This is a genomic window from Sporomusa intestinalis, assembly GCF_055383785.1.
Map to the genome: position 1 here is coordinate 4,133,350 of NZ_AP042390.1, position 15,531 is coordinate 4,148,880.

General features: G+C 51.8%; 12 protein-coding genes. All 12 read right to left on the reverse strand.

Going from position 1 to position 15,531, the window contains the following annotated elements; genetic code table 11:
- Nucleotides 1–9: 9 nt before the first annotated feature.
- Nucleotides 10–390 (reverse strand): PaaI family thioesterase, encoded by a 381-nt coding sequence (locus ACZ481_RS19265; RefSeq protein ID WP_464766958.1) that lies wholly within the window; start codon nucleotides 388–390, stop codon nucleotides 10–12.
- An 11-nt stretch (nucleotides 391–401) separates the two neighbouring features.
- Nucleotides 402–1,733, reverse strand: coding sequence for an o-succinylbenzoate--CoA ligase (gene menE, locus ACZ481_RS19270; RefSeq protein ID WP_464766959.1), 1,332 nt, complete (start codon nucleotides 1,731–1,733; stop codon nucleotides 402–404).
- 18 nt (nucleotides 1,734–1,751) lie between these two features.
- Nucleotides 1,752–2,594: a 1,4-dihydroxy-2-naphthoyl-CoA synthase gene (gene menB / locus ACZ481_RS19275; RefSeq protein WP_464766960.1), complete on the reverse strand. Its 843-nt coding sequence runs from the start codon at nucleotides 2,592–2,594 to the stop codon at nucleotides 1,752–1,754.
- A gap of 51 nt (nucleotides 2,595–2,645) precedes the next feature.
- Nucleotides 2,646–3,467 carry a 2-succinyl-6-hydroxy-2,4-cyclohexadiene-1-carboxylate synthase gene (gene menH, locus ACZ481_RS19280; RefSeq protein ID WP_464766961.1) on the reverse strand — a complete coding sequence of 274 codons (822 nt, stop codon included), beginning with the start codon at nucleotides 3,465–3,467 and terminating at the stop codon, nucleotides 2,646–2,648.
- A gap of 8 nt (nucleotides 3,468–3,475) precedes the next feature.
- Nucleotides 3,476–5,125, reverse strand: coding sequence for a 2-succinyl-5-enolpyruvyl-6-hydroxy-3-cyclohexene-1-carboxylic-acid synthase (menD, locus tag ACZ481_RS19285; RefSeq protein ID WP_464766962.1), 1,650 nt, complete (start codon nucleotides 5,123–5,125; stop codon nucleotides 3,476–3,478).
- An 11-nt stretch (nucleotides 5,126–5,136) separates the two neighbouring features.
- A complete protein-coding gene (locus ACZ481_RS19290; RefSeq protein WP_464766963.1) occupies nucleotides 5,137–6,288 on the reverse strand; it encodes an isochorismate synthase in 1,152 nt (383 codons plus the stop codon).
- A 42-nt stretch (nucleotides 6,289–6,330) separates the two neighbouring features.
- The gene (locus ACZ481_RS19295; protein WP_464766964.1) at nucleotides 6,331–7,146 is read right to left on the reverse strand and encodes a bifunctional 3-deoxy-7-phosphoheptulonate synthase/chorismate mutase; all 816 of its coding nucleotides are present in this window, start codon (nucleotides 7,144–7,146) and stop codon (nucleotides 6,331–6,333) included.
- Nucleotides 7,109–7,912: a thioesterase II family protein gene (locus tag ACZ481_RS19300; RefSeq protein WP_464766965.1), complete on the reverse strand. Its 804-nt coding sequence runs from the start codon at nucleotides 7,910–7,912 to the stop codon at nucleotides 7,109–7,111. Before ACZ481_RS19300 ends, ACZ481_RS19295 begins: the two co-directional genes overlap by 38 nt.
- A gap of 336 nt (nucleotides 7,913–8,248) precedes the next feature.
- Nucleotides 8,249–9,241, reverse strand: coding sequence for a helix-turn-helix transcriptional regulator (locus ACZ481_RS19305; protein WP_464766966.1), 993 nt, complete (start codon nucleotides 9,239–9,241; stop codon nucleotides 8,249–8,251).
- Nucleotides 9,242–9,581: 340 nt separating this feature from the next.
- Nucleotides 9,582–12,674, reverse strand: coding sequence for an efflux RND transporter permease subunit (locus ACZ481_RS19310; RefSeq protein ID WP_464766967.1), 3,093 nt, complete (start codon nucleotides 12,672–12,674; stop codon nucleotides 9,582–9,584).
- Nucleotides 12,671–13,798 (reverse strand): efflux RND transporter periplasmic adaptor subunit, encoded by a 1,128-nt coding sequence (locus ACZ481_RS19315; protein ID WP_464770659.1) that lies wholly within the window; start codon nucleotides 13,796–13,798, stop codon nucleotides 12,671–12,673. The genes ACZ481_RS19310 and ACZ481_RS19315 overlap by 4 nt, the downstream gene beginning before the upstream one ends.
- A 256-nt stretch (nucleotides 13,799–14,054) precedes the next feature.
- The gene (locus tag ACZ481_RS19320) at nucleotides 14,055–15,446 is read right to left on the reverse strand and encodes an MATE family efflux transporter (protein ID WP_464766968.1); all 1,392 of its coding nucleotides are present in this window, start codon (nucleotides 15,444–15,446) and stop codon (nucleotides 14,055–14,057) included.
- Nucleotides 15,447–15,531: the final 85 nt, after the last annotated feature.

Sequence of the window (15,531 nt, forward strand, 5' to 3'; positions counted from 1 at the left end):
CCTGCTCTCTTACTTCGCCTTATGTCCCTTAACGATGACATTGGTAACCGTCATATGGGATAGTAACACCTGCTTTTCATCTACCATTTCAAGGCTCCATACGTGGAATCTGGCGCCCTTGTGCAGCAGTTTGCCCCTGGCGGTAACATAGCCGCCGATTTTTTTGGCTTTCAGATGACTGGCGGTAACAGACTGCCCCACCGCCGCCTGATCGGGGGCGATTTGTTGCTGCGAAGCATAACCGGCGACAGTTTCACCAAAGGCAATGGTGGCGCCTCCGTGCAGATAACCGCCAGGCTGGCCGTGAAAGCTGCTTAATGTCATTCTGGCTTCCAGGCCGTCGTCTGTTAACCGAATAAACATAATGTTTAAGCCGTCGATCAGATTCATGGGACCCTCTCTCACAAAGCTCTTTTTACTATTTTTCCCGCTGTATTTTTCGGCAGTTCCGCCATGTGGATGATCTTTTTCGGCAGCTTGTATTTTGCCAGTTGCCGAGCAAGGTAGCTGCGAATCGCCGCTTCATCCAGCGAGGATACAACGTAGAGCACGGGAACCTGCCCCCATTGTTCATCCGCTTTACCGACTACGGCACATTCCCTGATGGCGGAAAGTTTATAAAGCAGGTTTTCAATTTCCTGCGGATAGATGTTTTCGCCGCCGGAGATTATGATGTTTTGACGGCGGTCCACGATATAAAGAAACCCGTCTTCGTCCCGGTAACCCACATCTTCCGTATTGAAGTAACCGGAAATTTTTTCGCGTCCGATATATCCGTTCATTACCATCGGCCCTTTGATCAACACCTCGCCGATACCGTTCTCATCGGGATTCCGGATGTCGATTTCCAGCCCGGCCAGGGGCAAGCCAACCGCATCGATTTTTCCGGGCTGCGCCAGGGCTGAAAAAGTAGCTGCCTGACTTGTCGTTTCCGTCATGCCAAAGGTTTTATAAAGCGGGATATTTTTTTCCAGGCTCTGCTCCACCAGCGCCCGGGGAATGAATTCACCGCCCACCAGCACGACCCGCAAATTGTGCTGCTCTATGCGCGGCAGGATTCTTTTCAGCATGGTCGGAACAACAGACAGCATATTTATGCTCTTGCCTGCAATTAAATTCAGCACCCGGTCTTCAGCAAAACCCGCCAGAATGGTTGCCTGCGTTCCATTGTACAGGCTGCGCAGGAGGATCATTAAGCCGCTGATATGATACAGCGGCAAGACCAGCAGCCAGTTGTCCGCCGCGGTCACCCCCAGGCTGATTTGTGAGGCCCGGGCATGGGCCTGAAACTGCTGCCAGCGCAGCGGCACAGCTTTAAATTCACCGGTTGTCGCACTGGTGTTCATGATAACGGCAATTTGTTCTCCGGCAAATTCGTATTCTAATTTAAGATTTTCCGGTTTGCCGGTGTATACTTCATGAAAGGGTATATATGTATCATCATCAGAAAAGACAGTCTGAATGTCTAACATTTGCAATTGCTTTGTTATTTCCCCCTCTGTTAAACGGGTGTTCAGCAGCAGCACTTCTGTTCGCAACACCTGCAGCGCGAAAAAGAACAACGCCGTGTCTACGGAGTTGCTGGCCCACAACGCCACTCTCCGCTCATTTTTTACATAAGGATAGAGCTTTTTAGCTAAAACAGCTACTTGCTCATACACTTCGCGAAACGTTAGCTGATTGATAAATTTTGCATCCGGCTTCTCAAGGTAATGTTTTTTTAGCCACTCCATGTCTTACCTCGGCAATCGTTAGGGAAATTTCGGGAACTGTTGAAAATCCGGCCGGCGTTTGTCTTTAAAAGCGTCCCGGCCCTCTTTGGCCTCATCGGTTGTATAAAACAGCAAAGTGGCATCGCCTGCCAATTGCTGCAGGCCGGCCAGGCCGTCGGTATCCGCGTTGAAGGCCGCTTTGAGAAACCGGAGGGCTGTGGGTGAATGCTGCAGGATTTCTTCGGCCCAGGCAACAGTCTCGGCTTCTAAACACGCAAACGGGACTACCTTGTTTACCAGCCCCATATTGAGTGCCTGCGCAGCCGTATACTGGCGGCATAAATACCATATTTCCCGCGCTTTTTTCTGCCCGACAATCCGTGCTAGATAACCGGCGCCATAGCCGGCGTCAAAGGAGCCCACTTTAGGCCCTGTTTGCCCGAACTTCGCATTTTCCGCGGCAATAGTCAGATCGCACACCAGATGCAGCACATGGCCGCCGCCGATAGCGTAGCCGTTTACCATGGCAATGACCGGCTTGGGTGTAACACGGATTAACCGCTGCAGATCCAGAACATTTAAACGGGGAATTTGGTCGTCGCCCACATACCCGCCATGTCCGCGCACCCTTTGATCCCCGCCGGAGCAAAAGGCTTCCCGGTCCTGGCCTTGTCCGTGATTTGCCCCTGTTAAAATAATGACGCCGATGCTGGCATCCTCGCGGGCGATGCTAAAGGCCGCAATGAGTTCCATAACCGTTTGCGGTCGGAAGGCATTACGCACTACCGGACGATTAATGGTAATCTTTGCAATCCTGTTATAGGTTTCATAAATAATGTCGGCAAAATTATGGGGTCCGCTTTCCCAGGGAAATCTCTCCATCTCTTAACACCATCCTTATCTTTTGTGGCAGGAGGAGCCACGGCCCTCCCTTTAGCAGCCAGAAGCAGTTATAGCTGTACAGGACAAAAACGTTGTTACCACTGCCGAAAAAGCAGACCCGTCTTCCAGATGGGTATTATGACCGGCGCCGTTGATAATTTCATGCCTGATATTGGGGTTTAATTTATTAAACTCCTGGCCGATGGCACTATATTTCTCATCATATTCTCCGCTGATGTATAAGACAGGCATTGTTAAACCGCTAATGTGGTCTTTCAGGCAGGGGAATGTCCCCTGTCCACTGCCAAGCAGCGTGTTGGCCAGGGCATGGGGCGCGTTGCCCAGACGTCTCGCCTTTATTGCCTGGCTGACAGTTGCCGGCAGTTTTCTTTGCGATGCAAAAATACTCAGACCGGACCAATATTCATCAAACCAGCCTACGCCCTTCTCCCGGATGTTTCCGGCCAACTCCGCGTCACTCTGGCGCCGTTTAAAGCGGTTCAGCCAGCCTCGCTCCCCATAGGACGCACTTTCCAGAATCAGACTCTCAAGCTCCCGGGCATAAGCCAGGGCATAGGCCAGGGCAATACGCCCGCCCATGGAATAGCCCAGTAGCGAATAATTCCTCACTGCCAGTTGGTTAAGGAGCTTGTTTAGATGCGTGAGCATTACCGGCACGCGATAGTAGCGGCGGGAATAGGGCTTATCACTTTCCCCGTGGCCGATAAGATCGACCAGTATCAGTTGCCGGCCCGCTAAATGAAGCGAGTGCCAGGTGCTTTGAGTCTCCGCAAAACCATGTAAACAGACAAGCGGTTTTCCCGCCCCTTTTCTTTGCACATGATAGGTAATGCCTTCAATCTCACAAAACATAGCAGCCCCTATATTGTCGTGTATTGATCATGCAGCATTTTACTCAGCTCTAAATCAATTTTCAGTTCAATCACACTGATTCCGTTTGCAGCCAGCGCCTGGCGGAAGGCATTTTCGAAGTCCTCATAACCGGCTGCTTCATAATAATTTAGATCATAGAGCGTTTTTAGTCCCGGAAAATGCAAGCCATGCCGAGTCCGGAACAAATAATCAAACTGTTGCTCCGCGCATTGCGGCAGGTATCTGAATATCCCGCCGCCATCATTATTTAATAACACAATGACCAAATTCAGGTTATGGGTTTTGCCGATAAGCAAGCCGTTTAAATCATGGTAAAAGGCTAGGTCACCAGTCAGCAAAACCGTAGGCTTATGAGCCGTAGCTATCCCCAGTGCGGTGGAAACAGTTCCATCGATACCGTTTGTGCCGCGGTTGCATAGTATTTGAATAGCCTGCGCGCGGGCGGCAAAAAAGTAATCCACATCACGGATCGGCATACTGTTGGCCACAGCCAGCAAACTGCCCGACGGCAGCAGCTCCTGCATAATTTGCACAACCTTGCCTTCAAACAGCTGCCTTTCATCCCTGGCCCTGTTCAAGTGGCTGCGCGCCTGCCCTTGCAGGGTTAACCACTTTTCCAGATACCGGGTGTCCGTATTTTCCTCCGTAATCGCCTCGGCAAACAATTTTGCCGAAGAAACAATATATTGTTTTGTAGACAAGGCGGGATTGCGGTAGGTAAAGCTTTCATCCACTTGCAGATATAAAGCTTCCCGTTGCAGCGCCACAAACTGCTGCAGCCGCTTAGATACCGGCACCTGGCCAAAATGAATGATATAGTCGGGCTGTAAGGCTTGTTGTACAGCATCACTTTTTAAAAAGACATCATAACTGTCGATGATAATATCGGCTGCATAATTGCGGATGTTGGCAAGGGGATCAGCCAGTACAGGCGCTTTTAATCTGGCGCCCAGCGCCAGCACGGCTTCCTGATAATCCGCATAGGCGTCGCCGCCGCAAATAATCAGCCCCTGCTTGGCTTTAAATATTGACGGATCAATACTAAGGCGGCTTTCGCCAATAAGATATTCAAACCGTTCTTGCGAACGGCCTCGCGTAAAATCCAGCCGGCCCCAGTCGGGGGTAAGCGGCTCCCGCAGCGGCACATTGATGTGGGCTACCCCATAGGCCCCGGTTAGTGCGGTCGCGTAAGCCTTTTGCATCGCCACCCGCGCATACCGGCACATGGGTTCCTGTTCTTCAGGCACTGCCAGTTCTTCATAATATTTGACAAAACCACCAAACAGCCGGTTTTGGTCAATGGTCTGCGGCGCGCCGACCTGACGCAGTTCAGGCGGACGGTCAGCTGTCAAAACAAGCAACGGTACCCGCGAATACGCGGCCTCAATGACGGCCGGCAAATAATGGGCCGCCGCCGTACCTGAAGTGCAAACCAGCACAACAGGCCGGGCACGGACTTTGGCAACACCGAGCGCAAAAAAACCGGCCGAGCGCTCATCGATATGTACATAGGTTGTAAAGCCGCGCTCGCACAACAGCAGGGACAACGGAGTGGACCTTGACCCTGGGCTGATTACAGCTTCCCGTACCCCCAGTTGATACAATTCATCGACTAACGCCGCCACATAATTTGTCATACCCTCACCTGCTATAAACTTTCGATTATTGTACGTAATTTATTATTGGTTTCGACATATTCAGCCCGGTGTTCCGATCTGTCCACCAACCCGCAGCCTGTATAGGCATAAGCCACGTTGCCGAGAATAAGCGCAGAGCGTATGCCGGCCACAAAAATACCGTCTCCCCTGGCATCCATCACACCAAGCGGAGCCGCATACATCCCTCGTTCATGTTTTTCATATTTTCGAATCAGCTCCAGGGCCTTGTTCACAGGATTTCCGCCCAAGGCCGGAGTGGGATGAAGCCTCGCCGCCCACTCCGCTAGGGTGCCCGCTTGATCTTTGGCATAAATGGGGGTTTGCAAATGATAGACATTCGGCAGGGTCAAAATTGAGGTTTCAGCAACCCGCACTGCCGGGGTGAATTTTTTCATAACATTGGTTATGGTATCAATAACCACCTGATGCTCATGCCGGTTTTTCTCATCATGTAATAACCTGTTTTTTTCTGCTTCGTCATCCTTGCCGTCCCGCAGGCTTGTCCCCGCTAAAGCGTAGCTTAAAATTTTATTGCGTTCTTTTTGGACCAGAATTTCCGGGGTTGCACCTAAAAACGTTTTGCCGTCTTTATAATAGGCAAAAATAAAACTCCGGCTGTTTTGGTTTTTTTCCAGCAGATTTTGCAAGATGCTTTCAACATGAATCAAGGTATCACATTCGATTTTTACCTCTCGGGAAATAACAACTTTATTTACTTCCCGGGCCGAGATCGCATCATTTACCTGCTTAAACAACTGTTTCCATTCTTCATAGTCATCTTCGCCGTATTTGTACGCATGCTGATATTTTTCTATTGCTTGGTTCTCTATTTCCACCGGTTCCCCAACATAATAGAGTCTCTGTTTGCCGTTTTTTTGGACAAAATAATATTGAAAGGCGATAGTTTCATTCCCAAAGCCACGCCACTTTTCGTCTTTAACAGAGTCAAAAAACGTCATCAGGGAGAATACATAGGCATACTCCCGGCAACTGTCCCGGGCTGCGAAGGTCTGCAAGCGTTTTGCACCCAGTATGAATTCTTTTTTCAAGGGGTGATAAAAAAAAATACGTTCTTCATTTTGGAAATGGGTCCAAAAGGAAAGCGGGTTGTCCAATTTGATTCGTTTTTTCTGATACCGCACATCACCGGCCTCCTCGCATAATATATTGGGAAGTGTGAGTGATTAGCAATAATTAAATACTGCTTTTAGCCGTTGTACTTCGTTAATCAGATCTTCAAACTGTTCAAAGTTTAGCGACTGTTCGCCGTCGGATAAAGCCTGTTCCGGCTGCGGGTGCACTTCTACCATAATGCCATCTGCGCCGATAGCCATCGCCGCTTTCGCCATAGGTAAGATCATCTCTTTTCTGCCCGTGCCATGGCTTGGATCTACAATGACAGGCAGATGGCTGATCTGTTTTACGGCTAATACCGCACTCAAATCCAGGGTGTTTCTGGTATATTTTTCAAAGGTTCTGATACCGCGTTCACACAATATTACATTCTTATTGCCTTCACACATAATATACTCGGCAGCCGCCAGCCATTCATAGATAGTTGCCGACAGGCCTCGCTTTAAAATAACCGGGGTATTTGTTTTGCCTATTTTTTTTAACAAATCAATATTTTGCATATTTCTTGACCCGATTTGCAGAATATCCACATACTCGGCCACAACATCCACCATTTCCGTGCTCATCACTTCGGTACTGACAATTAGCTTGTATTGCTGTCGCGCCTTTTGTAAAATATGCAAGCCTCTGACACCCAGGCCCTGGAAAGCATACGGTATCGTTCTTGGTTTAAAAGCTCCGCCCCTCATAAATAAAGTGCCTAAGCTTTGAACAAATCGGGCCGCCTGCAGCAGTTGCTCTTCACTTTCTACTGCGCACGGACCGGCAATAACGGCAAAGTTCCCCCCGCCAATGCTTGTCTTGGCAAAATCAATAATCGTTTTCTGATCATTTTGCTGTTTCTTTATTTCTCGTAGCGCCTCCATGGCAACCGCTCCCCTCCAAGTGTTGGAAAAGAATGCGCGTGACAGACCGCAAAAGAACCGGCTTAGCCGTTTGCAGAAAAAAATGGTCTCCCTTGATCATTTCCAGGGTAAAATCAGCCTTTGTATAGTGGGCCCAGGCTTCAATTTCTGCCTGCTTCGCCTCCGGATCTTCTGTGCCGCCGAAAGCCGCAATCGGGCAGTCCAGCGGCTCATCCTCCACGCAGGCATAGGTTTCATCAAGCGTAAAATCCGCCCGCAAAATAGGCATAAACATTTGCATAAGCTCTGCGCTTTGCAGAACCTCCTCCGGTGTGCCGGAAAAACGGCGCAACTCCTTAACAAACGCAGCATCCGGCAACTGGTGCAGGGGCTTTGGTTCGCGGATGTGGGGAGCGCGGCTGCCGGAAACAATCAGACAGCAAGGTTGGATACGCCATTTGCGGCAAAGATTCCGGGCAAGCTCGAAAGCAATGCGGGCGCCCAGGCTGTGGCCAAACAGGATAAACGGGCGTTGCAGATACGGAATAATGGCAGCGGCGATGGCATCCACCAGTTCGTTCATATCACATACAGGCGGTTCTGCCAGCCGGTTTTCCCGGCCGGGCAATTGCAGTGGGTATATACCCACACTGGCAGGGAATGCCTTTGTCCACCCCCTGTAAACGGAAGCACCGCCGCCGGCATAAGGCAGGCAGAAAAGACGTATTCGATCTTTAGCTTCAGGCCAGGTAAGCAGCCACGGAGAGGTTGATTTTTGTAGTTTCATAATTAACTCCTCTTCTTTATTCCTTTCATACTCACCCTAATAACAAGAAGAACAATACCATCGCCAGTTATTATCAATATTGCTGCAAATTAACCTGTAATTTTTCAAATATATTTTACGGTTGATGTCTTAACCAATGGCATACATAAAGGACCAATCTTCCGTTATCAGCATTAGCACATCTTTTTCAATATCGATATCGATATTGATATTCATTATCAATTAACTAATAAAATAATACCTTATTTTACTGCCGGTTACTACGCCAAAAAGGATGCGTTTATGCCAAAAGGGATTTTAGGAGCAAGCTCCTAAAATCCCTTTTCAACGCTGGACCTAAGCATATTCTGACGGATTAATGCCATATTTCCGCCTGAACTTTTCCGCAAAATGACTGGCATCGCTATAACCGACCTGCAAAACGGCCTCCGTGACCTTCATTTTTTTATCCTCCAGCAAAAAACGGGCCGTCTCCAGTCTTTTATCAATGACATAGGCATGAACAGGCATGCCGAACAATTCCTTAAAACCTGTCTTAAGCTTATATTCATTAAGGCAGAGCATTTTTGCCAGTTTGCCAATCGTTGGCGGAGAGGCAATATTGTCATCAAGAATCCTTCTAGCTTCGTAAAGGGACTTTATATCCGTTTTGGAAAGCCTCGCTGCAGCATACAGCTTTCCCTGCTCAAAAACTGTTTCTTCCAGATAAATCGCTATCAGTTCCAGTATTTTCCCTTCAAGATAGATTCTTTGCACATGCCCCTGATACCGGCAGCGCATCATTTCGTTGAGGATCAGACTGATGGCCGGAGGAAATTTTCGCCGCCGGTAAAACACACTGCTGTCAAAAACCGCTCCGGCATGAGAATGTCCTGTGTCTATATGGGGAATAAGGCTTGTCATTGTTTTTGCGTCTAAATAAAGCATAATCCCTAAAAATCGCTGGCCCGCATCATAATTGCAGATACCGTTTTTCCGGTTTTGCCGGAAAATAAGGCTTTCCCCGCCGGCAATTTCATATTCCTGTTTTTGCCCTTCCACCCGCCACAGGAGCGGTGCTCCCAGACAAAAAGCAAGGCAGTACAGGGAATTATCCCGGTTGCCCCGCATCACTATGTCTTCATAAAATGTCACATCGCATATGGATATTTCCATAGAGGACTTAACAATCATCCGCCGCCAGTAACCCTTGCCAATTTCCTCCGGTATTTTTATTTCATTTTGCACCAAATCGGCTCGGTAAATACTGTTCAGTCCGGCACAAACCGGACAATCTTCCTTTCTCTGATTAAATACCTGATATTCTTGCGCTGTATTCCTCATCATCATCCCTCCCACCCAATAGCAATTGATAATCATTATCATTAATTACATGTTTTATTATAACTGATCCCACATTAATTGGCAACCCTTTCCATTTTTGACATTAAAATAAAGCCGCAGGTGCTGTGTATATTGTCGATGCGCCATTTGAATTGGCCAGTCTGTTTACTGACTGCAGATCAACCTATAGGGACGCGGTCACAGGCATTAGCCGTCAGACAGGCAGTGCCGTGTCTGAACGCGGTGGCGGATAGAAAAGATTTTATGCGGCAAGCAAAAGAACCAGGGGTAAAAGAGCCCTGGTTCTTTTGCTTCGGTCAAGGAGGAGATTCGCCGAATGCGCAAACTAACTCGGCGTAATGCCCCCCGGTTGTGTCTGCCTCACCGCCTGGTCCGGCTGTGCCTTATACCAGGCAGCGTACATTGCGGGCAGCACCAGCAGCGTTAAGACGGTAGCCACGAACAGCCCGCCGGCGATCGCCACCGCCATCGGTCCCCAGAATACATTCGACATGAGGGGCAGCATCGCCAGGATGGCTGTCGCCGCCGTCAGCATGATCGGGCGGAACCGGGTGACGGCCGCGTTAATGATCGCCTCCCAGACTGACTCCCCGTCTTGCAGGTGCTGTTCAATCTGATCAATGAGAATAACGGAGTTGCGCATAATAATGCCGGCCAGCGCCAGTATGCCCAACTGGACCACAAACCCCATGGGGCGCCCGGTCACGAGCAGACTGACACTGACGCCGATCAGGCCCAGCGGCGCAGTGAAAAAGGTGAGCAGCATCTTGGGGATATTATGAAGCTGCAGCATCAGCAGGGTGATAATGGCCACAAACATCATCGGTACCGGCTGCAGCAGCCAGCCGCTGGCTTTCTGGCTTCTTTCCAGGGTGCCGCCGATATCGATGCTATAGCCTGGCGGCAGGGAGGCACGCAGGCCTGCCAGGCTTTCATACACCTCTTTGGTCGCATTGTTGGCCAGTATCCCTTCGATGGTATTAGCCTGAACCGTAATCGTCGGTTTTAAATCACGGCGCCAGATCAGTCCTTCTTCCGCCCCATAGCTGACGGTGGCAATCTGATCCAGGGGAATGAACCGGCCGTCGCCGGTGTGGATAGTCAGGTCCTTAACCAGGGACAGGTCGCGCCGGCCGGCTGGATCAAGACGGAACACGATGGCGACGGTCTTGTCCTGTTCCCGGAATTCGCTGATAGCGGAGCCTGACAGCAGGGCCTGCAGATTGGCAGCCAGCGTCCGGCTGTCAATCCCCAGCACCCGGGCTTTATCCTGATCGATGTCCAGCTGCAGGGCTTTGCTTTTTTCCTGCCAGTCCAGACTGACTTCCGTGATGATCGGGTTGGCGGCGATATGCTGCACCAGCCGGCCGGCAAGTTGCCGGACCTGCTCATGATCCGGCCCGGCAACGCGCAGCATGACCGGGTAGGCATAGGAGGGACCAGTTTTAATAAACTTGATATTGCCGCGCACCTGAGGGAATTCGGTGGACAGCAGGTCTCTGGCCTGTTGGGCCAGCATGTCGCGGGCCTGGGAGTCTTTGGTTACAAATACGAATTGGGCGAAATTCGTATTCGGATAGACCGTCTCGGCAGTTAACACAAACCGCGGCGCGCCCTTACCCACATAGTAGGAATGACTGATTAGGCCGGGATTCGCCGCGAGGCGCTGGGCAAAGCGGGCGGCTTCCTGCTCGGTGGCCCGCTGGGAAGTCTCCTGCGGCAGCCACATGTCCACAATCAGTTCCGGCCGGTTGGACTCGGGAAAAAACTCCTGTTTCACCAGCCCCATCAAAAAGATGGAGCCGATAAAGCAAACAAAGGTGAGAACCAGCACCTTGGTGCGATGAACCAGGCACCAGGTCAGGGTTTGCCTGAACAGCCGGTAAAAGCGGGTATCGTACAGGTCAGGGCCGGCGGCGGTGCCGGCCGGCGAAGCCTTTACCAGGCTATAGCCTAACAGCGGGGTAACCAGAACCGATACCACCCAGGAGAGTAAAAGGGCGATGGTAATTACGGAGAAAATACTGCCGACAAATTCGGACGCTGTGCCCTGGGAAAAACCAATCGGGATAAAGCCGGCGCAGGTAATCAGCGTGCCGGTCAGCATAGGAAACGACGTGGCCCGGTAAGCATAGCAGGCGGCCGCAAAACGGTCCCAGCCTTGCTGCAGCTTGACACTCATCATCTCAATGGCAATAATGGCGTCGTCCACCAACAGTCCCAGCGAGATGATCAGCGCGCCCAGCGAGATCTTATGTAAATCGACACCGACTGCTTTCATGACGACAAATACGCCGGCAATCACGAGGGGGATGCATAAGGCCACCACGAGGCCGGAGCGCACGCCCAGGCTGAGGAAACTGACAAGCAGTACAATCAGAACCGCTTCCGCCAGGGAGCGCACGAAATCATCAACCGATTGCTGCACCATGGCTGGCTGATCAGCCACGGTGCTTAGTTCCAGGCCGAGGGGCAGTTCCTGCTTCACCTGGGCCAGAGTCTGCTCCAGGTTGTCGCCAAGCTGGAGAATGTTGCCGCCCTTATCCATGGATACAGCCAGCCCGATGGCCGGCTGGCCGTTATAGAAAAACTTGGGGTCCGGCGGGTCGCTGTAGCCGCGGCTAATCCGGGCGATATCGCCCAGGCGCAGGCTGTGTCCCTCAGACCGGACCGGCAGGTATTTCAGGTCGTCCAGGGAGGCAAACCGGCCGCTGACCCGCAGGTATACATTAGCGGCCGGGGTTTCCACCATACCGGCAGGCGCCATAACATTTTGCGCCTGCACGGCGTTCATCAGCGCGGATGGGTCCAAACCCAGCTGCGCCATTTTGGCTGTTTCCAGCTCTATATAGATTTTCTCGGTTTGCACGCCCACGAGTTCTACCTTTTTGACACTGGGCACTTTCAGCAGGCCCTGCCGGATGCGCTGGGCCTGCTCCCGCAGTTCTTCATAGCCATAGCCGTCGCCGGCCAGGGCGTAAATGCAGCCGAACACATCATCAAACCGGTCGTTAAAATACGGACCGTCCACGCCCTGAGGCAGCGTAGCCTTGATATCATTCACCATATTGCGGGCCTCCAGCCAGATGGGACGGACCTCTGCGGCCGCAACAGTATCCTCTTTAAGAGAAACATAAATAACAGCCTGGCCGGGCTTGGAATAGCTGCGCAGAAAATCCAGCCCCGGGAGATCCTGTAGCTTCTTTTCGATTTTATCGGTGACCTGCTCTTCCACCTCGCGGGCGGTGGCCCCCGGCCAGTTCACCGCCACCACCATCATGCGGATGGTAAAGTCCGGATCTTCCATGCGGCCCAGGCTGCGGTAGGAAAAAATGCCGGCCACGAAGATGACAAGCATAAAATAGTACACCAACTGCTTATGACGGAGCGCCCATTCGGTAAGATTAAAATCTTTCATGGCTGATCACCGCCGCTGGGACGGACCGCCTGCCCTTCCCGCAGCTTATGAACGCCGGCCGTGACTATAGTCTCGCCTGGCTGCAGCCCGTCCAGGACCTGAACGGCATCGTTGCCGCAAACCCCGACGGTGACCGAACGCAGGCTGACGGCATTGTCTTGGACCACCCAGACCCCCGGTGTATCACCGGTTTGATACAGGGCGGACGCAGGAATCGTGACTGCAGGGGCCTGCTCGCCGGCAGCCGCCACCTTCACATTGGCGGTCATGCCCAGTTTAACTGCCGGCGGCGGCTTGATTAAGGTAATACGCACCTTGTACGTACGGGTGATGGCGCTGGCTGCAGGCGCAATTTCCCTGATCCTGCCCTCTACCCTGACCGCAGGCAGGGCCCAGAAGGTTATTTCACAGCGGTCCGCCCGGCGCAGTTCTTCCAGCCGGTGTTCCGGCACGTTGATTTCCACTTCCCGCTCACCGTCCTGGACTAGCGTGAGCACGGCTTGTCCGGCGCTGACCACCTGGCCGGCCTCCGCGCTGATATGGGACACTACCCCGGCGGCATTGGCGGCGAGCCGGCTGTAGTCCAATTGATTGGCACCCTGCACATACTGGGCGGATGCTTGCCGCACGGCGGCCTGGGCCACGTCATAGACGCTTTGGTACTGGTCAAGCTGGGCCCGGCTGACAGCGGCCTCGGCGTATAGCTGCCGGTAGCGGTTCAGGTTGCTTGCCGCCAACTCAAGCTGGGCCTCGGCGGCGGCCAGCTGCGCGGCATTGCTTGTTACCAATTGCTCAACATCCTGGGGATCAAGCTCCATCAGCACTGCGCCTGCCTGTACTTCCTCCCCCAGGTTTACACTGCGTGTAATGATCTTGCCGCTAACCCGGAACGCCAGCTCACTTTCATACCGGCCCCGCACTTCGCCCGGGTAGGCGTAAGCGGGGATCATTCCCTCAGCATGGACCCGGGCGGTGCGCACCAAGGGCGCATTCGTGCCGGCTGCCGGGTCAGCCTGCGGCTTCGTCTGCCACAGCACACCGCCGGCCAGGCCAAGGATAACAGCGGCGGCGGCCAGGCCATAATACCATTTGTTTCTTCCTGTCGGTATCCTATATTGCAAAATCAGTTCCTCCTTCACTGGACGTCAACACAGCTGAGACGTGGAGGGCCTGCAGGGAAAAAGTGACAGTTTGCACCTGTCACTTTCCCAATCACTATATTGATTATCCTCCTGCCATGTCAATGAATAAAAGGTTCAGCTGTTATTGCTTAATAAATCGATATTGATATTCATTATTAATAATTATATCGTATTTGTCCGTTTTGCTTGTATGCAAAAGGGATATTTTTTGACGCGAAAAGGTATTTTCGCAACCAGGTCAGGAGACACTCAGGGTATCCAACCTCGCTTTTGTTCTCAGCAGGGCAAACTCTTTGGCCACCATAGCCACTGTCCATAAGACAATCACCGCATCGATCGCCAGGGAGCCAAAGTAAATGCCGCCAACCCCCATCATTTTGGGCAGTATAAGCATCACCGGGATATAGAAAACCAGTTGCCTGGCCATACCGATCATGGCTGCCGGTTTGCCTTTGCCAATAGCGGGGAACAGGGTCATGGCCATAAAAATGGCCGACAGCAAGGGCAAAATAACCATATAAACCTGGAAGTGCAGCAGCTGTTCACCGGTAAAGCTTTGCTCAGGCAGCATCAGGCCCAGCACAAAGGCCGGACCGGCCATGCAGGCCAGCCAGAAAGGCAGCGTCAGCAGCATGGCCGCCACGGTAAAGACCTTATAGGCACCAATGACGCGCTCATATTGGCCAGCGCCGTAATTGATGCCGATCACCGGCTGCAAGGCCCGCATCAACCCGAAGATGGGCGTCAGCATAAAGACAAAGATCCGGTAGACTACGCCATAAAAAGCAAGGTCCAGCACCGTTCCGTAGCGGGCCAGCGCGTTAAACACAACAACGCCCTGCACCAGACTCATGACAACCATAATAAAGGCCGACAGCCCCAGGCTGACAATCGACTTTACCGTACCGGCATCCCAGTAGAAAGAAAAGGCTCTGGTTTTAAAAGAGGAAAAGTCTTTGCCAAAATAAATCCAGCCCAGCAGTGTGTAGACAAGCATCCCGATATTGGTTGCCCAGGCGGACCCCTCCACGCCCAGCGCCAGAACGGCGACAAGCAGATAGTTGGCCAGAATATCGGCCGCCAGGCCGATGCCCATCATCACCGCCGCCGACTTCATTTTGCCCTCGGCCCTGACGATCATGTTGGCCGCCAGCCCGTAAATCCAAAAAACCGCCCCCACTATGGTGATCCTAAAATAACTGTCCCCCAGCAGCAGGACTTCGCCTTCGCCGCCCATCATCCGGACCAGCTGCAGGGAAAAAAGCAGTCCCAGCACCATATACACAGCCGTGGTCAGCAAGGTAAGCACATTTACATTCCCCAGCAGCCTTTCCTGGATCTTTTTATCCCCGCTGCCAATGGCAATGCTTAACACCGAACCGGCGCCAACACCAATCAGCGAGCCGATACCGATACTGATCTGCGTCAGCGGATAAGCCACAGAAACCCCGGCCAAAGCGGTTTCACCGACGAAATGGCCGACAAAGACCGCGGAAATGACGGTATTTAAGCCGTAGAGCACCATGGCAATAATAGCAGGCCACGACAACCTGATCATAACCTTCCATAAATTCTCGTTTAAAATAAGTACTTTTTGCTGTTCTTTATCATTGATTATAGTCTGACTCATTACTCTCCCCCCTGTTGTTGCCTTGTTTGTGATTACTGCCAGCAGGCCTGCCGCATTTTTAAATGATAATCATTATCTATACGAA